Origin of the sequence: Brenneria izadpanahii (genome assembly GCF_017569925.1) — a bacterium.
GTDB lineage: Bacteria > Pseudomonadota > Gammaproteobacteria > Enterobacterales > Enterobacteriaceae > Brenneria > Brenneria izadpanahii.
Window position 1 is genome coordinate 3643588 of sequence record NZ_CP050854.1, and the last position, 18883, is coordinate 3662470.

General features: G+C 52.8%; 15 protein-coding genes. 4 read left to right on the plus strand and 11 right to left on the minus strand.

What is annotated here, in order from left to right; all coding sequences use genetic code 11:
- Nucleotides 1–497 precede the first annotated feature (497 nt).
- Nucleotides 498–2084 carry a TerC family protein gene (locus HC231_RS16255; protein ID WP_208227784.1) on the plus strand — a complete coding sequence of 529 codons (1587 nt, stop codon included), beginning with the start codon at nucleotides 498–500 and terminating at the stop codon, nucleotides 2082–2084.
- A gap of 166 nt (nucleotides 2085–2250) precedes the next feature.
- Here HC231_RS16255 and HC231_RS16260 read toward each other — a convergent pair whose 3' ends face one another.
- From HC231_RS16260 to apbC, 11 genes are all read right to left on the minus strand, one after another.
- Nucleotides 2251–3345 (minus strand): ABC transporter ATP-binding protein, encoded by a 1095-nt coding sequence (locus tag HC231_RS16260; RefSeq protein ID WP_208227785.1) that lies wholly within the window; start codon nucleotides 3343–3345, stop codon nucleotides 2251–2253.
- A gap of 4 nt (nucleotides 3346–3349) precedes the next feature.
- Nucleotides 3350–4177: a carbohydrate ABC transporter permease gene (locus HC231_RS16265; RefSeq protein WP_208227786.1), complete on the minus strand. Its 828-nt coding sequence runs from the start codon at nucleotides 4175–4177 to the stop codon at nucleotides 3350–3352.
- Nucleotides 4178–4187: 10 nt separating this feature from the next.
- A complete protein-coding gene (locus tag HC231_RS16270) occupies nucleotides 4188–5111 on the minus strand; it encodes a carbohydrate ABC transporter permease (RefSeq protein ID WP_208227787.1) in 924 nt (307 codons plus the stop codon).
- Between the two features lie 62 nt (nucleotides 5112–5173).
- Nucleotides 5174–6457: an ABC transporter substrate-binding protein gene (locus tag HC231_RS16275; protein ID WP_208227789.1), complete on the minus strand. Its 1284-nt coding sequence runs from the start codon at nucleotides 6455–6457 to the stop codon at nucleotides 5174–5176.
- A gap of 62 nt (nucleotides 6458–6519) precedes the next feature.
- Nucleotides 6520–7701 carry an aminotransferase class I/II-fold pyridoxal phosphate-dependent enzyme gene (locus HC231_RS16280; RefSeq protein WP_208227791.1) on the minus strand — a complete coding sequence of 394 codons (1182 nt, stop codon included), beginning with the start codon at nucleotides 7699–7701 and terminating at the stop codon, nucleotides 6520–6522.
- Nucleotides 7688–8401 (minus strand): FadR/GntR family transcriptional regulator, encoded by a 714-nt coding sequence (locus tag HC231_RS16285; RefSeq protein ID WP_208227793.1) that lies wholly within the window; start codon nucleotides 8399–8401, stop codon nucleotides 7688–7690. The genes HC231_RS16280 and HC231_RS16285 overlap by 14 nt, the downstream gene beginning before the upstream one ends.
- A gap of 130 nt (nucleotides 8402–8531) precedes the next feature.
- Entirely contained in the window at nucleotides 8532–8660 is a 129-nt protein-coding gene (locus tag HC231_RS24170; protein ID WP_281397338.1) for a hypothetical protein, read from the minus strand.
- A 359-nt stretch (nucleotides 8661–9019) separates the two neighbouring features.
- The gene (asmA, locus tag HC231_RS16290) at nucleotides 9020–10852 is read right to left on the minus strand and encodes an outer membrane assembly protein AsmA (protein WP_208227794.1); all 1833 of its coding nucleotides are present in this window, start codon (nucleotides 10850–10852) and stop codon (nucleotides 9020–9022) included.
- Nucleotides 10853–10894: 42 nt separating this feature from the next.
- Nucleotides 10895–11476, minus strand: a complete 582-nt coding sequence (gene dcd, locus HC231_RS16295; protein WP_048635598.1) for a dCTP deaminase — start codon at nucleotides 11474–11476, stop codon at nucleotides 10895–10897.
- 45 nt (nucleotides 11477–11521) lie between these two features.
- Nucleotides 11522–12163 carry a uridine kinase gene (gene udk / locus HC231_RS16300; protein ID WP_208227796.1) on the minus strand — a complete coding sequence of 214 codons (642 nt, stop codon included), beginning with the start codon at nucleotides 12161–12163 and terminating at the stop codon, nucleotides 11522–11524.
- A 276-nt stretch (nucleotides 12164–12439) separates the two neighbouring features.
- Nucleotides 12440–13549: an iron-sulfur cluster carrier protein ApbC gene (gene apbC, locus HC231_RS16305; protein WP_208227797.1), complete on the minus strand. Its 1110-nt coding sequence runs from the start codon at nucleotides 13547–13549 to the stop codon at nucleotides 12440–12442.
- A gap of 292 nt (nucleotides 13550–13841) precedes the next feature.
- Here apbC and metG point away from each other — a divergent pair, with 292 nt between their 5' ends.
- From metG to HC231_RS16320, 3 genes are all read left to right on the plus strand, one after another.
- The gene (metG, locus tag HC231_RS16310) at nucleotides 13842–15869 is read left to right on the plus strand and encodes a methionine--tRNA ligase (RefSeq protein ID WP_208227798.1); all 2028 of its coding nucleotides are present in this window, start codon (nucleotides 13842–13844) and stop codon (nucleotides 15867–15869) included.
- A 450-nt stretch (nucleotides 15870–16319) separates the two neighbouring features.
- Nucleotides 16320–17396 carry a sugar ABC transporter substrate-binding protein gene (locus HC231_RS16315; protein WP_208227799.1) on the plus strand — a complete coding sequence of 359 codons (1077 nt, stop codon included), beginning with the start codon at nucleotides 16320–16322 and terminating at the stop codon, nucleotides 17394–17396.
- Between the two features lie 13 nt (nucleotides 17397–17409).
- Nucleotides 17410–18660: an LVIVD repeat-containing protein gene (locus tag HC231_RS16320; protein WP_208227801.1), complete on the plus strand. Its 1251-nt coding sequence runs from the start codon at nucleotides 17410–17412 to the stop codon at nucleotides 18658–18660.
- Nucleotides 18661–18883 lie beyond the last annotated feature (223 nt).

Here is an 18883-nt window from a genome sequence, read left to right on the forward strand (position 1 = left end):
AAAACTAAATTTTGCGTTCTAATAGTATTGACTACTAATGCAGGAGCACAAGGAGAAGATGTTCTAAGCGGTTCTTTTCAGAAAAAGACTACGTTTATCCATAACGATCCCATCTCCATTGGAATAAAAAACCGACTTAAGGGATAAAGACGATATCTTTTGATAAAGATTTATGAAAGATAACGAGCTATACATCGTAAAACCATGCTGATAATGGCGACATATTCTATTCACCGTTTACCGACACTTCAAATGTTACATGCCGTAATATAGCGAGAAAGCTAAAAAATGCGTGCGCATGCTTTTTTTTCAATCAATTCTGATGATTGTGCGCCAGCATAATGCCGAAAAACGTCAGTAATGCCGAGTCAAATCATCAGCCTGAACACAATCGCGTTGATTACCCACGATAAAATACCCTCACAAGTTCTGGTTCATCCGCGTTTGCCCTGATACGCTATCAGCCGTGGTATTCAATTAAAGGTGAAATAATCAGTATGGAGTGGATCGTTGATCCAACAATATGGGCCGGTCTGGCAACGCTGGTAGTGCTGGAACTGGTGCTGGGGATAGATAATCTCGTTTTCATTGCCATTCTGGCTGAAAAATTACCAAAAGAAAAAAGAGATAAAGCTCGCGTTGTTGGTTTGTTATTGGCGCTGGTGATGCGCCTAATTTTATTGTCGTCGATTTCCTGGCTCGTCTCCCTGACTACTCACCTTTTCGCATTGCTTGGCCATTCATTCAGCGCACGAGACGTCATTATGCTGATTGGCGGCGTGTTCCTGCTATTTAAAGCGACAATGGAACTCAACGAACGGCTAGAGGGGAAGGATCAGGAGCAGCATACGCAGCGTAAAGCCGCGCGTTTCTGGCCCGTTGTTGCGCAAATCGTTGTTCTGGATGCTATTTTCTCACTCGATTCCGTTATCACCGCCGTCGGTATGACGGAACATTTATTGGTGATGATGGCTGCGGTGACGATTGCGATTTTCCTGATGCTGTTAGCCAGCAAGCCGCTGACCCGCTTCGTCAGCGAGCATCCAACCATTGTTATTCTGTGCCTGAGTTTCTTGCTGATGATCGGTTTCAGCCTGGTTGCGGATGCGTTTGGCTATCATATTCCCAAGGGCTATCTCTATGCCGCTATCGGCTTCTCGGTTGTTATTGAGATGTTCAACCAGGTATCCATGTTTAACCGCCGGCGCTTTCTTTCTTCGTCCGTTCCTTTGCGCCAGCGTACTGCCGAGGTAGTACTGCGTATTCTGCGGGGAGAGCACGAAGACGCCGAACTGGATAACCAGACGTCATCCATGATTGCGGACAATGCCCACACCGGGCAGGAAGTTTTCAATCTGCAGGAACGCCGCATGATAGAGCGCGTTCTCGGCATGTCGCAACGTACCATCAGCAGCATTATGACATCCCGCCATGATATCGATCCCGTCGAGCTAAATACCTCTCAGGAGGAATTGGCGCAGATTTTGAAAAACAATCAGCACACTCGTCTGGTCATCATCGACAGCGAAAAATCGGATGAGATTCTGGGGGTCGTCAATGTCACGGAATTATTACAACAACAGCTGAATCACGATCCCTTTGACCTGCATGTTCTGATCCGTCAGCCTCTGATATTTCCCGAACAGCTCTCTCTATTGCTGGCGCTGGAACAATTCCGGGAAGCGCGCACCCACTTTGCCTTTGTCGTTGATGAATTTGGTTCGGTTGAAGGCGTTGTCACCTTGAGCGATGTGATGGAAACCATCGCCGGCAATCTGCCATTGGCCGGGGAAGAAATTGATGCGCGCCACGATATTCAGCAAAACCCGGACGGCAGTTGGACGGCAAACGGCTACCTTCCTTTGGAAGATCTGACCATGTACGTTCCGATCAAGCTGGATGAAAAGCGGGAATACTATACGCTGGCAGGATTGCTGATGGAGCACTCGCAGCGGATCCCCGAAGCTGGAGATACATTGTCTATCGATGGCTACACCTTCACCATTCTAACGGTGGAAAGCCATCGTATCGTGAAGGTGCTAATCACCCAGGATGCCGATGCGCAATCAGATTTTGAGGTGTGATCATGTTGCTGGCAAGCTGAGACTTCCAATACCAATGTTGCCGATATAGGCAACATTGTCATCAAGATCGAGAATGGCCTGATATCTCTCCGCCAGTCAGGCATCCCGCCGCGCCGTATCCTTAATTGTGGGAACGACGAGGAGCAGACGTCATTCCCATTCACCATCACTCCCCTGCCTTGGCAAGCCTCACCTGTGAATTCACATCAAACAATTGCATTCGTGCGGTATCAATACTGATCCACACTCGATCCCCCGGTTTAGCGCCCGACCTCACCATGCTGTAGATACTCAGACGTTCATCACCGAAAGTACCGTGAATCAATTCGCTCAAACCGGTCGGCTCAATCAATGTGACGTCCAATGGTACGGCGTCAGGCGCATCCTGAGTCGTTAACTCGATGGCCTCCGGGCGCACGCCGTAAATTACCGGACGACCACTTTGCAACCCGCTGATGGCGGGATCGACGGGCAAAGAATGCTGAGGATCAATACGCACCACCGGGCGGCCGTCGCCGAGCTCCAGCGTACCGTTGATAAAATTCATCGCCGGCGCGCCAATAAAGCTGGCGACGAATTTATTGGCCGGGGTATCGTACAGCTCCAGCGGCGTGCCTACCTGTTGGATCACGCCGTGATTGAGCACCACAATGCGGTCCGCCAGCGTCATTGCCTCCACCTGATCGTGGGTGACGTATACAATAGTGTTACCCATCCGCTGATGCAGGCTTTTAATTTCAATACGCATTTGACCACGCAACTGCGCATCAAGATTCGACAATGGCTCATCAAACAGAAAAACCTGCGGTTCACGCACGATCGCCCGCCCCATGGCTACCCTCTGGCGTTGCCCGCCGGAAAGCTCTTTCGGCCGCCGCTGTAGCAACGCCGTCAGCCCGAGGATATCTGCGGCTTTATTCACCGCGGCATCAATTTCGGCTTTTGGCCGCTTTTGTACCTCAAGACTGAAACCCATGTTGCGTGCGACGGTCATATGCGGATATAACGCATAGCTCTGGAACACCATTGAGATATCGCGATCTTTCGGCGCAACCTGGTTCATCAGCCGGTTACCGATATGAATATCGCCCGCCGTCGCCAGTTCCAGCCCGGCGATCGTGCGTAGCAAGGTAGATTTGCCGCAGCCTGACGGCCCGACCAGCACCACAAATTCACCGTCTTTGATGGTTAAATTAATGTGTCGGAGCACTTCTACATTCTCATAACGTTTTTGAAGATTGGAAATCGTAATCTGAGCCATAAAATTATCCTTTTACCGCGCCGGCAGTCAGCCCCTGAACCAGGTAACGCTGAATAAATGCAAAGAACAGACAGGCCGGAATCAAAGCCAGTACCGCGGCCGCCATCATGTCACCCCAGGAAACCGCAAATTTAGAGACAAAGCTGAGCAACCCGACCGGGAAGGTCATCACCTCATTTTTGTTAATCAGCATCAGCGAGAACAACAATTCGCTCCACGCCGCCGTAAACACAAACCCCAGCGTAGCGGCCATGCCCGGCAGCGTGAGCGGGATAATCACTTTGCGTAACGCCATAAATCGGCTGCACCCTTCCAGCATCGCGGACTCTTCCAAATCTTTCGGAATACTGTCGAAAAATGACTGCATCAGGAAGGTCGCGAACGGCACGTTAAATGCGGTGTAAATCAGAATCAGCCCAAGCAGACTGTTGGTCAGGCCGAGCGGCGCCATCACTTTGTAGATAGGCGCGAGTATCATCACCAGCGGGAACATCTGAGTGAACAGCAGCAACGCCGCCATCACCGTTTTGCCGCGGAAACTGAAACGGGAGAAGGCAAAACCGGCGCCCGCCGCGATCAACGTGGAAAGAAACGCGGTACCAAACGACACGATCAAACTGTTGGAAAAGTAGATCGGAAATTGGCTTTCGGTAAAAACCCGCAAAAAATGACTCAGCGTCAGCTCGCTGGGCCACATACGCACGCCCTCGCTGTACAGCAGCTTGTCCGGCGTGAAGGAAATCTTTATCAACCAATATATTGGAAACAAGGAAAATAACAGGTAACACAGGATCCCAAGCCGGTGTCCGCCCTTGCGGAATAAAACATTCATTGGTATCTCCTTATTTCAATAACTGATGGCGAATGCGCAACAACACCAACGCATATAACGTCATCAGGACCAGCAGAAATACGGCGATCGCCGAGGCATAGCCGAAATCAAGCTTGCGGTAAGCCGTCGTGAAGATAAGGCTGGATAAAATCGACGTTGAGTTCGCCGGGCCGCCATCGGTCATGACCACAATCAGATCGGCAAAATTGGCAATCCAAATGGTTCTCAGCATCACGGTTATGGCGATCATCGGCGCCAGAAAAGGCAACGTTACTTTGCAAAACTGTTGCCAGCCCGTCGCGCCATCCATGGCCGCCGCTTCATACAAATCTTTCGGAATCGACTGCAAAGCGGCCAATAAGGTAATGGCGAAAAAGGGAATACCGAACCAAACGTTTGCCAGCACCGGACCGAACAATGCCAGTTGCGGATCGGACAATATGTTGTAAGGTTCAGAAATAACGTGCAGCGCCGCCAACCAGTGAGGCAAAACGCCGATCACCGGATTTAACAGCCAGGCCCAGGTCAATCCAGAAAGGAAAGCGGGCACAGCCCACGGCAGGAACACCAATGCCTGCACCCAGCGGCGGCCGGGAAACTCACGATTCAACAACAGCGCCAATCCCAGCCCCAGCGTGAATTGCAATACCAGTGAGAGCAGCGTCCAGTTAACCGTATGACGTAATGCGGCGTAAAAGCGCCGATCGTCGAACATCGTGCGAAAATTATCCAGCCCTACCCAACCGCTATCGAAGGGATTAAGTAACTGGATATTCTGAAAAGCATAAGAAATACCAATTACCATCGGCACAAAGATAAACAATCCAATCAGCACCATCGTCGGGCTGAGATAAAGCCAAGGTTCCAGCAGCGCCTTCAAGCGGGAAAAGCGTGGCGCGGCAGTCGTGTCTGGCGATGAAGTATCCAACATCATGACGCGTCTCCATCAAAGCGAATCAAATTCTCCGGCCGTATCAGCCGGAGAATAGCGGCGGTTTACTTTTGCGTTGCCAGCCAGGATTTCTGTTCTTTGGTCAGATATTTGGCCCAGTCTTGCACCATACTTTCGGTATCGTTCTGGCCCAGTAACGTTTCCTGTGAGGAGTCTTTGACAATCACCGAATTGAAATACCCCCAGCCTTTCAGATGCGTCGGCATCGTCAGCGGGATGTAATCAGGACTATTCAGTTCAGCAAACCAGCCGGAAAATTGCGGCGAGTGATAATACGGATCCTGCTCCGAGCCCTTATAGATCGGCAGCGTTCCGACGAATTTCGACCAGGCGAGGTTGTTTTCTCTATTGCTGATAAACGAAATCAGATCCCATGCCTGGTCCTGATTGCTGCTTTTTTTGAAAATCGACCAGCCGGTATAGCCGATGGTGGGATAGGCTTTACCGCTCGGCCCCAACGGCATCGGAGCAACGGAAAAGCTGTCTGCATCCATACTGTTTTTGATAGCGATTAATGCATCGGGATCCTGATCCAGCATGGCGCATTTTCCTGAATAGAAGCCGGATACAATTTCATTGAAGCCCCAGTTAACGCTATCTTTCGGCGCATAACCGTTCTTATACATATCAACCAGAAATTGTGCGCCTTTTATCGCGCCGGGTTGAGTCAGCGTGCTATTGCCGTCTTTGTCAAAGAACTCAGGAGATCCGTTCATCGCGGTCATAAACATCAGCCAGGCATTGGTGCCGCCGACGCCGCCGCGCATACAGTAGCCGCTGACCCCGTTGCCCAGCGCGGTGATTTTCTTCGCGTAGGCCATAAACTCATCCATGGTTTTGGGTGGTTCGCTCAAGCCGGCCTGCTGAAACAACTTTTTATTCCAGAACATGGCCCGCAGATAAAAGCCATAAGGCACCATGGTCGCATTACCGCCGGCGGCCCGCGCCATCATCAGCGTTTTATCGGTCAAATCCGCCGTGTTGCTCCAGCTTTTCAAACGTGGTTCAAGATCGGCAAGCATGCCATTATTGGCATACAGTCCTTGCCAGGTATCCGGCATTTCCACGACATCCGGGTATTGTCCGCTTTGGATCATCGTGCCAAGCTTTTCGAATGCTTGTCCCCACGGCAGGGATATCACATCAATTTCAACATCCGGATGTTGAGTTTTGTAATCCGTTAACATTTTTTGCAGCATTTCAGTACGCGCCGGGCTGGTGATCACTTCCACCAGCGTCAGTTTAGTCGCGGCGAAACCGGCGCAGGAAAACAGGCTGACGCTGAGGGCCAGCGTACTGAGCAATGTATGACGTTTAGAATGTCGCATTATATTGATTCTCCACGTAGCTAAAGGTCGATGCACAAGAACAGTCGTTGGTTGGCGCGCATTCAGGCGCAGGCGCTTTCAATCGCGTTTTTCAGGTCACGCCATAAATCGTCAATATCTTCCAGGCCGATTGAGATACGGATAACGCGTGGCGATACGCCAAAATCAATCGCGGAGTTAAATTCGCCAGACTGATTCAGCACGGAAATCGCCGGCATCACCAGGCTTTCAAAACCTCCCCAGCTAACGCCCATCCGGAACAGCGTCAATGCGTTGCAGAAAGCGGGAATATCCACTTCTTCGCTCAGTTCAAAAGAGAACAACCCGCTGTAGCCGGTCAGCGTTGAGGTCGGTAATGGGTTGAGACCGGGATGATTAACCTGGGTAACGCGTGAGTAACCGTCCAAACGACGGGCCAATTCCAGCGCGCTGCTATGATGCTGGCGCATGCGCAGCGGCAATGTGCGCAAGCCGCGCAGCAGCAACCATGCTTCATTGGCCGATAGCTTGCCGCCGAGGAACGGACTGATAGCGCGGGTAATGGCGCCGATGCGTTCTTTGCTGGAGATGACCAGCCCGGCCACCACATCGCTGTGTCCGCTGATGTATTTTGAAGCGGAGTGGATCACCAGATCGATGCCCGCTGATAACGGCTTCTGAAAAACAGGCGATGCCCAACTGTTGTCAATCATGGTCACGACGCCATATTTTTTCGCCAGCTTGGCGATGGCCGGTAAATTTTGCTCCCCCATCACCCAACTGTTCGGACTTTCCAGATACAGCAGCCTGGCGCCCTGTATCGCCTGTTCCAGCGCATCCAGCGAACCGCCATCAACAAATTGCGATTCAATATGGAAGCGATGGCAGAAGCCGCGCAGAAATCGGTAGGTATCAGGATAAACATGGTTGACGCACACCACTTTATCGCCCGGCCCCACGACGCTGAGGATGGCGTTGCTGATCGCGGCCATGCCGCTGCTGAATGCCAGGCAGGCTTCGCCGCCTTCCAACTCAGCCACTTTTTTCTGCAACTCCACCACCGTCGGGTTATCGACGCGGGAATAGAGCGCGTGATCGCTATCGCCGCGAAAACGAGCAATCATGCTGTCATAATCAGCGAAACTAAATAAAGATGACTGATAAATCGGCGGCGAGATTGCGCCGTGCTCATGATGACCATCGTGAACTAAACGGGTGCTTTCACTGAGTTCATTAGGTAATGGTTGCCCTTTATCTTGCTGCATTGATCACTTCCTTCATGTCATGTTCGGTGATGTTAAGAATTTCATTATTTAATCGGCGCGCCGCCTCAGGTTCACGGCGGGCGATAGCTTCAAATAAGGTGCGATGCAGAGGGAAAGAGTCGCTAAACAGCGCCTGTTCAGGCGGTGATTCAAAGAAGGCGTGCAGTAAGTCATAAATACCCTCCACCATCTGTAATAACAGCGGATTACGCGCCGCATGATAGATGGCCGCATGGAACTCCCAGTCTTCCGCCCCGGCCGATCCGACATCCATATGTACCTTTTCCATCACCTCGAGTTTTTGTTCGATAAGACGCAAGTCGCCTTCCGTAGCGCGAACCGCGGCCAATGCGGAGGCTTCACATTCAATGATCCGACGGACTTCCAAGGCATGCAGCATCGTCTCGGAATCATTTTTAAAACGCAGAGATAGAAAGCTGTCGTTCGCCGCGACTTCCGATTGCAGAAATGTTCCGCTGCCTTTTTTGCGCACAATAATGCCCAGCGCTTCCCAGCGTTTCAGCGCCTCACGCACGGTATTACGACTGACTGCCAACCCTTCGGCCAATACGCGTTCCGGCGGTAGTTTCTCCCCGACGCGAGTACCAGACTGCGCGACATAACGCGTCAGTGCGTCAAGCACCATCGTGTCGCTCTGCTGGCGCGCTATCGGATGCAGTAAATTCAAATCGTTGTGCATTCCCGTCCTCAAATGGATCTTTTGAATTGGTCCAACAACTCAACTTATTCGTCACAATGCAATATATTTGCCAACTAATTAATTGGATGATTTATAAGTAGATTTTGTGTTTTTTGATTATTTGGGATTATCAGGAGAGATCTTCAGCGTGCAGAGAGAACGCCTGTTGTGCAAAGAATGCCCCCTGTTGACGCAAAAAATGCAGGACGAAATACAGCAGGCGGGGACGCTGGCCGTTGACGGGAATCACGCGGCTCATTGAGTAGCGGCAATACTCGCGCAGTGCAGAATCTCGCCCAGGTGTTAATGGAAAAACGGCCTCAGCATCGGGAGGAAATTATGGCCATCGCATCGCAACTGGAACAGATCGGTTTTAAAAAAGGGATGCGGCAAGGAATAGAAAAAGGCATGGAAAAGGGAATCAAAACCAGCGCATAGAAATGACGCCATTGCATTGCAGCGCGCGAAACTAACGGCCTCGGCGTTTGCATAAAAATGTGACTAAGAGACAGCCCTCGCCAGGGGAAGGAGCTAACCCAAAAACGTTGGATTACGCCTTCCCGAGCGAAAGCAGAATATGCCCTATTAAAGATACGGGGATAGTTTGTAAAACAGCGGCTACAACCGATCAAGCAGTTGTTTCAGATCATTACCTTTCTGGCTTTGATTATTTTTATCAGCCCATTCATTTAGCCGTTTTTTCACTTCATCCTGGATGCGTTTACGCAGCAACTGCTCTACCTGCAGCTGATAATTCAGCTTATCCCACGAGCCATAAATACGTAATGGAATGGTCGTATTTTGCAACGCGCTGATTAACTGTTCATCGCCGCGCCAGCCCTGCACAATCCGCACGCCCAGATTGGTGTCACAGGTTCTGGCCAGGAGATCAAGCTGCCCGTTCCCCGTTAACGACAGCAGTTCAGAGCTGCCTTTCAGGTCGCTGATACGCAGCTTTCCGGCGTTCAACTGCGCGTTTCCCGTCAACTGCTTGACTTCAGTATAACGTTCATACCGCTCCATTCCCTGAACGCCGCTGTTGCCGCGCACCACCGCCATTTGCACCATCTGATGAATATTCAGCCCCTGCAAACGCAGATCGGTGATTTTCAGCGCCGCTTTGCCCTGCCACTGGCGAAGAATATCCGCCGGCGTAAACGTATTGCCGCCCAGTTGGCCATTCATTGAGAATTTGCCGCTCAATGTTCCGGGTAAACCAAAGGCCGCCGTCAGCGGGGCGATATCCACATTAGTAATTTCGGGTTGAATCGAGATAGCCGGAGACGCTTTTACATCCATTTTGCCGGGCAGGGAAAAACTCCCCTCCCCCAGCTTGCCGTTCAACGCGGCGATATCCAGCAGCCCCTGTTGATTGGTCGCCTGAAGGTTAAACTGGCTGATGTGGAGTCCACGGTAGATCAATGATCCGGCCTGCAACGACAGCCGCGCGGAAAAACCCTCCAGGCCGCTGGTTTTATTCGCGGGTTCTTCAGATGAGATGACCGGTTTCCCCGCTTTGGCCGGGCCGGACGAGGAGGAGTCCTTCGCAGCGGTCGGCTTGGTGCCGAGCAAAGCGTCCAGATCGATTTTGTCGGATTTCAAGTCCAGCGCATAATCAGGAACGGCGCCAAGCGTTGCGCTGCCGCTTCCCGTTAGTTGACTCTCATTGGCGCTCAAGGCCAGTTGGCTCAGCGTGATTTTTTCAGGCTGATGCTGATAGCTGGCCTGCAAACTGCCTTTGCCGGCGATGCCGCCAGCGGGGATATCCGCGCCCTGAATCTGGTAATCCAGCTTCTCAATATTTGCGCTCACCTGTTGCGGGAAATGAGACATATCCATATCCGCAGACAGAGAAAAAGCGATATCCCGCTGATCGCGGTTAATGCGGCTGGACAGATCAATATGCACCTGACGCTCGCTGTCCTGCTCCATTAATAGATCAATATCGCGAACGTTTATCTGCTCATTATCATTACGTTGCAGAACCAACAGGCTGTCTGCGATCCTTAATTTATCAATATCCAACCGCCAGCCCGATTTTTCAGCGGAGGCCGGCGATCCTGGCGGGGCGATAGGAGCATTATTGGCTGGCTTAACTTCGCTTTCCGGCGTCAGTCGGATAACCGCGCCCTTCAGCATAACCTGGTTGACGGCGAGTTTATGGGAGAGAAGCGGCCAGAGCTTAACGTCCAGACGCATGTTTTCCGCGCTGATGATCGGCGCCGTCGCCCCCGGCGCGATCAGCGACATGCCGCCGGATAAAATGCTGAGCTGCGGCCAGACATGCCAGCGTAAATCGCCATCCAACCGCAGCTGATACCCGCTACGCTCTTCGACTTGCCTTATCATGTAAGCGCGAAAATCATTGGGATTAACCAGCACCACCAGCGCTGTCATTCCTGCCACCAGCACCACAAGCAGAATTGCCAGTGTTGTCAGAAATCTTCTCATGCCATCCTCATTGCATACGCTTTATCACAGACGGTTTGGCAATTAGTCTTTGTCGATTCGGCTCGCCACAGCCCCCTGTTGATCTTTATATTTGGCATCCTGACGACGGTTATAAGGACGGGCCGCCGGACCGGAGAGCGGTTCAAAACTCAGCGCGCCGATCATCATGCCGGGGCGCAACGCCAACGGCAACTTACCTGAATTATAGAACTCCAGCACAATTCTTCCTTGCCAGCCCGGATCAATTCGGTGCGCGGTAACATGAACCATCAAACCTAAACGCGCCAAAGAGGAACGGCCGTCAAGCCAGCCGACCAGATTATCCGGCAATGTCACCGACTCCAACGTGACCGCCAGCGCTAATTCTCCCGGATGCAAAAAGAAAGCCTCGCCTTCCGGCAGATTGATTTCATCGCTCATTACCCGATCCAGCGCCGCGCTGACTTCATCTTTCGGGCCGCTTAAATCAATAAAAGCCGCAGTGTGCCCCCTGAATACCCGAAATTGATTCCCTAAGCGGACATCAACGGTAGCGCCATTGATTCTTTCTGTTGGCGGGCGCGGTGTAATCAGTAACCGGCCATCGTCCAGCCAGGCTTCAATATCACGGTCACACAATCTCATTTTTTTCTCCACTCGCATCAATACTGGGTGAAAAATCCCCAAAAATCATTCAAAAAACTGGCTTATCTTGGCTTTCAGAATATCAATCGCAATACGGTTTTTCCCGCCACGCGGGACGATAATATCCGCATATTGTTTGGAGGGCTCAATGAATTGCATGAACATAGGACGCACCGTTTTCTGATACTGTTCCATCACGGAATCCATTGACCGGCCACGCTCGTTGACATCTCGGCGCATACGACGCAGCAGGCAGATATCCAGCGGCGTATCGACAAAAATGGAAAAATTCAGTTCCTCGCGCAAACGCGCCTCGGTCAGCAGCAAAATACCTTCAAGAATAATGACCTTCTTCGGCTCAAGATGCACGGTTTCCTGCCTGCGAGTATGTTCAACATAGCTATATAGAGGAAGCTCCACCGCCTGGCCCGCCTTCAGCATTTTCAAATGCGTCAACAACAGGCTGTGGTCCATGGCATTGGGATGGTCGTAATTGGTTTTGATCCGCTCTTCCATCGTCAGATGACTTTGATCTTTATAGTAGCTGTCTTCAGGTATCACACCAATATGCTGGTCCCCGACCTGGTCACGCAGCTCGCGGTACAACGTGCTGGAAATAAGACTTTTACCGGAAGCAGACGCGCCCGCTATCCCGATGATGACACACTGGTGAGACTTATCAGTCATGGTATTAACGACCTGATTAACATAAAAAAGAAGAGGGGATGCACCAACCGGTGCGGTGACGCGGCAATTATAGGGAGTTAGCGCTGCGCACGCCAGCGTTTCCACTATTAGGCGGATAGGCGGGCGGTATCGTCATTCCCGCGCAGGCGGGAATCCGCCAATAACGGTTTACGGTTTCCGCAACCGATCCCCGCCTACGCGGGGATGACAGGAAAAGCGTGGAAACAGTGGAAAAGGAAGGCGCGCAGTCTGGTAAACCAGGTCGTTATCCGCCGCCTAAATCGCCCGGAAGGAGATTTCCGTCGGGATAACCTCGCCCTGCCAGTAGAGTTGGGCGGCGACCTGACCGGCCAGTTCGCGATATAATGACGTAAATTCGCTGTCAGGATGGCTGACCACCGTCGGCTCGCCGCGATCCAGATCTTCGCGCAGCGAAATATGCAGCGGCAGTTGTCCCAACAGCGCGCAATGGTATTTTTCCGCCAGCTTTTGCGCCCCGCCGGTGCCGAAAATCGGCTCCAGATGGCCGCAATGGCTGCAAATATGCACGCTCATGTTTTCAACGATGCCCAGTACCGGCACGCTGACTTTCTCGAACATCGAGATCCCTTTCATCGCATCCATCAGCGCAATATCCTGCGGCGTCGTCACCACCACCGCGCCGGTGACGGGAATGCTCTGCGCCAGCGTCAACTGGATATCCCCGGTTCCCGGCGGCATGTCCAGCACCAGGTAATCCAGATCCGGCCACAGCGTGTCCTGCAATAGCTGCAACAGCGCTTTGCTCGCCATCGGCCCACGCCACACCATGGCGTTGTCATCAGTGACCAGATAGCCGATTGAATTCGTCGCCAGCCCGTGGGCCATAATCGGTGCCATATGCTGGCCGTCCGGCGAGGTCGGGCGTTCGCTCGCCGTTCCCAGCATGGTCGGAATCGACGGCCCGTAAATGTCGGCATCGAGAATGCCGACGTTGCCCCCTTCCGCCGCCAGCGCCAGCGCCATATTCACCGCGGTACTGGATTTGCCGACGCCGCCTTTACCGGAACTGACCGCAATAATATTTTTAACCCCTTTCACCCCGGCCTGATCGTTCACCCGGCGCATCGTGGCGATATTATGCGTCAGACGCCACTCTACCGCTTTCGCGCCGGACAAACGCAGCAGCTCGTCGCTCATCGTCTCTTTTAACGCTTCCATACCGCTCAGCCAGGCAAACGGCATGATTAATTCAATATGCAGCACGTCATCCAGCAACGCGCAGTGATGCAGCGCGTTCAACGTCGTCAGGTTATTTTTCAGTGTCGGCTGCTGAAAAGTCGACAGAACCCCGGTCACCATGGCATGTAACGCCTCTGGACGCTGTTCGGGGAGTTTAGAGTTCATTCCGGCTCCTTAAAATTCTCATTATTTAACCGATAAAGACGGGTATAGCATATCAGAAGGGCGCCGCAACTAACTCGACCCGAGATAAAAAAACGCGGGAGCGATTTTAAACATCGCATAGCAGCGGCCCGTAGGGCGGCGGACAGGGAAAGCCCGACGTAAAAAATCGCCGAAAGTTTCGCATCAACTTAGCCAAGCGAGCACAGGTTTAGGCAAGGCAGCGGTTTACGCAGTAAGGCGCTATCGGTTAACATCAATAACCCTCTATCATCAAAAAGAAAGCAAGTTCCTCATGACTCAAGTCGCAAAGAAAATATTGGTAACGTGCGCGTTGCCTTACGCTAACGGTTCGATTCACCTCGGTCATATGCTTGAACACATTCAGGCGGATATCTGGGTTCGTTACCAGCGAATGCGCGGCAACCAGGTTTACTTTATCTGTGCAGACGATGCTCACGGCACGCCGATCATGCTGAAAGCTCAGCAGATGGGAATTGCGCCCGAGCAAATGATTGCGGCGATGAGTCAGGAACATCAGCAAGATTTCGCTGGCTTCAACATCAGCTATGACAATTATCACTCCACGCACAGTGAAGAAAACCGTGAACTGTCCGCCCTGATTTACTCCCGGCTCAAAGCGAACGGTTTTATCAAAAACCGCACCATTTCTCAGCTGTACGATCCGGAAAAAGGCATGTTCCTGCCGGACCGCTTCGTAAAAGGCACCTGTCCGAAATGTAAGGCGCCCGATCAGTACGGCGATAACTGCGAAGTTTGCGGCGCGACGTACAGCCCGACGGATCTGATCGATCCCAAGTCGGCCGTTTCGGGCGCAACGCCGGTGATGCGCGAATCAGAGCATTTCTTCTTTGATTTGCCGGCATTCAGCGAAATGCTGCAAGCGTGGACGCGTTCCGGCGCATTGCAGGAACAGGTGGCCAATAAAATGCAGGAGTGGTTCGATGCCGGCCTGCAACAGTGGGATATTTCCCGCGATGCGCCCTACTTCGGCTTTGAAGTACCGGATGCGCCGGGTAAATATTTCTATGTCTGGCTGGATGCGCCAATCGGTTACATGGGTTCATTCAAAAATCTGTGCGACAAACGCGGCAATATCAATTTCGATGAATTCTGGCGCAAAGACTCCACGACCGAGCTATACCATTTCATCGGCAAAGATATCGTTTATTTCCACAGCCTGTTCTGGCCCGCCATGCTGGAAGGCAGCGACTTCCGTAAACCGACTAACCTGTTCGTTCATGGCTATGTGACGGTCAACGGCGCTAAAATGTCGAAATCGCGCGGCACGTTCATCAAGGCGGATACCTATCTGCAACATCTGGATGCAGACTGCCTGCGTTACTACTACGCGGCCAAACTCTCTTCCCGTATTGATGATATCGATCTTAATCTGGAAGACTTCGTCCAGCGCGTGAATGCCGACATCGTCAACAAGCTGGTCAATCTGGCCTCCCGCAACGCGGGTTTTATCAGCAAACGTTTCGCGGGCAAACTGGCGGACAAACTGGCTGACGCCGATTTATACCAAACCTTTACCGATGCGGCGCAAAGCGTCGCCGAAGCCTACAATAATCGCGAATCGGGCCGGGCGATCCGTGAAATCATGGCGCTGGCCGATTTGGCCAACCGCTACGTGGACGAACAGGCGCCGTGGGTGGTGGCGAAAGAAGAAGGCCGCGAAGCCGATCTGCAAGCCATCTGTTCAATGGGCATCAACCTGTTCCGGGTACTTATGACCTATCTGAAACCGGTACTGCCCGCGCTGGCGCAACGTGCTGAAGCTTTCCTGAATCAGGAATTGAAGTGGGATGAAATTACCGCGCCGCTGCTCAACCATCAGGTGAATACTTTCAAAGCGCTCTTCAACCGTATCGACCTGGATAAAGTCAATGCCATGGTTAACGCGTCAAAAGAAGACATGGCGACGGCAAAAACCGTTTCCGGTCCGCTGGCGGATAATCCCGTACAGGAAACCATCAAGTTTGATGACTTTGACAAGGTGGATATGCGTATCGCCCTGATCAAGCAGGCTGAATTGGTTGACGGTTCCGATAAGCTGCTGCGCCTGACGCTGGATCTCGGCGGCGAAACCCGCCAGGTCTTCTCCGGCATCCGCACCGCTTATCCCGATCCGTCGGTGTTGGAAGGCCGCCTGACGGTAATGGTCGCCAATCTGGCGCCGCGCAAAATGCGCTTTGGCGTATCAGAAGGCATGGTCATGGCCGCCGGCCCCGGTGGAAAAGACATTTTCCTGCTCAGCCCGGACAGCGGCGCGCAACCCGGTATGCAGGTGAAGTAACAGTAGCTCCCGCGACTCCGCATAGTAGACGGCGGCCAGCGGAAAACGCCTCCCTTCTTCCCTAGTTAGGAAGAAAATCCGGGTTTTTAATTGCGCCTCCCCCTCGTCAGGGGGAGGCGCTAACCCATTGCCCGCGAAAGGCTGGGATAAGAGCCGGCCGCAAAGGTATGATATCAACCGCAAATGCCCCGTCAGCGGGCGTTTTTTATGGCGGTCTTCCTACTCGCCCTCCCCTTGTTCAGCCATACAAACAAAACGTTATAACTTGCGCCTAAAAGTCATAATGCGCCCCATTCCTCAGCAATCACTTAGCGGTTATGATGCACTATCGCTTATTAATAGACATCCAGACATAAAGACAGCCATACAGTCAGTGGGTGTAAAACGAAAACGATAAAACGGTTATATCTCGTCAATACAACAAATTGCTGACATACCATGGAGCTGAGAATGAAGAAATTTACCCCTGCACTGTTCGCGCTGAGCCTGGCGGCCGCCTTCCCGGTATTTGCCGCCCAAACCGCCGCCATTGCGCCAATTCCCGCCGCTCTCGCTCAGCACGATGGCCCGGTGCGCATCGCCGTTATCCGCAATCTGGGCTCCGATGACAATACCACGCAGTTTATCTCCGGCGTGATAGAGGAGAGTAAAAAGCTGGGCTTCAAGGTCAGTACGTTTCTCAGTAATGGCGACGACGCCCGCTTTCAAGACTTCGTCAATCAGGCCATCAGCCAGAAATACGATGGCATCATCCTGTCTCAGGGACGCGATCCCTATTCTACCGACCTGATTAAACGCATCGTCGACAGCGGCATTGCGGTTTCCGTTTTCGATACCGCCGTTAACGGCGAGATCCCCGGCGTTACCGTCACTCAGCAGGACGATGCATCCCTGACCAACGAGTCAGTAGGCCAGTTGGTTAAAGATTTCAACGGCAAGGCGAACATCATCAAACTGTGGGTGGCCGGTTTCCCGCCGATGGAGCGCCGCCAGGCAGCCTATCAGCAAATCCTGAAGGCCAATCCCGGCATCAAAGAGCTGGAGTCCATCGGCGCCGTTTCTTCTGATGTGCAGGGTGATACGGCCAATAAAGTGGGCGCCGTACTGGCGAAATATCCTAAAGGGAAAATCGACGCCATCTGGGGATCGTGGGATGCATTCACTCAGGGCGCATATAAAGCGCTGAAAGAGAACGGCCGCACTGAAATAAAAATCTATAGCATTGATATTTCCAATCAGGATCTGCAACTGATGCGCGAAGCCAATAGCCCGTGGAAAGTCAGCGTGGCGGTCGATCCTAAACTGATTGGCAAGGTAAACCTGCGTTTGGTGGCCAATAAAATCGCCGGCGAGCCGACGCCAGCCACCTATGAGTTCAAAGCGGCGGCGATCCCTCAGGCGCTGTTAGCCAGCCAGCCGGGCCCGGTAAACGTCGCCGGCCTGGCTAAAATCATCCCCGGCTGGGGCCAAACGGATGATTTTATCGCGCCATGGTTTGCAACACTGGAAGCCAAGCAGGCTAAATAAGTGGAGACAAAAGATGGTATCTAGTCCTCTACCGACGCCGGAATACAGCCGCAATATGCGGCTGATCGGACACAGCGATCAAGGCGGCAGACCCGATGGCGTGCAGGTGATGGTTCACCGCGGCTACGCCTACATCGGACATATGGTTTCACAGGGCGTATCCATTGTTGATGTGCGCGATGCAAAAAATCCCAAGCCCGCCGGGTTTATCGCCGCGCCGCCCGGCACCTGGAACATTCATCTCCAGGCGCACGATGACCTGCTGCTGGTGGTCAATGCCCGGGATCTGTTCGCCGACGCCAGTTTTGCCGAGGAAAAAGTTTACTACACCCGCTCCGTCGCAGAGACGGTGAGCACCAAACAACAGGACAAAAGCTGGAGCGCCGGGTTACGTATCTTTGATATTTCCACGCCTGATAAACCACGTGAGATCAGTTTCCTGCCCCTGGACGGCATCGGCATCCATCGTATCTGGTATGTCGGCGGCCGCTGGGCTTATGTTTCCGCGCTGCTCGACGGGTACAGCGATTATATTTTCCTGACTATCGACTTGGCCGATCCCAAACGCCCTGAGGTGGCCGGACGCTATTGGCTGCCCGGCATGCATACCGCCGGCGGCGAAACGCCCAGTTGGCCGGAAGGCAAACGCTATGCATTGCATCATGCCATCGTCAGCGGCGACACCGCTTACGGCAGCTGGCGCGATGGCGGATTAACGCTGCTGGACGTTAGCGATCGCCGCAATCCGCAGCTGATCAGCCACCGCAACTGGAGCCCTCCTTTTGGCGGCGGTACGCATACCGCGCTTCCGCTGCCCGATCGCAACCTGCTTATCGTACTGGATGAGGCCGTGCTGGATAACCAGGAAGACGGCGAGAAACTTATCTGGGTATTTGATATCCGGGAACCAAGCAATCCGGTCAGTATTGCAACCTTTCCCCAACCAGCCGAAACGGACTACGTAAAGAAAGGGGCGCATTTTGGTCCGCATAACCTGCACGAAAACCGGCCTGGCAGCTTTATCAGCTCAACGCTGATTTTCGCGACTTACCAGAACGCTGGCGTCAGAGCTTACGATATCAGCAACCCTTATCAGCCCAAGGAAACCGGCGCGCTGGTGCCGGCGGCGCCGCAAAGGATGGTGGACAAGCGCCCCGGCCGGCCGCGGATAATTCAATCCTGCGATGTTTTTGTCGATGCCGAAGGCATTATCTACAGCACCGATTACAACGCAGGCTTATCTATTATTGAATATCGCGGCTGATACGCAGCTTAAGATAGCGATTTATAGACGCGTCGAGGCGAAGAAACGCCCGTCGGCATCAGGAGGGCAAGCCCCAGGGATGGGGCGTTTCCAACTACGCCCAACCTTCAGCGGAGGCAGTTCCCCGCAACTGCCGCGGGGATGCCGAGAATAACCGTCGGTCATGGCCCAGTGACGGCCAGTTAATGACCGAGCAACTGACAGTGATGACCACGTGACTGAC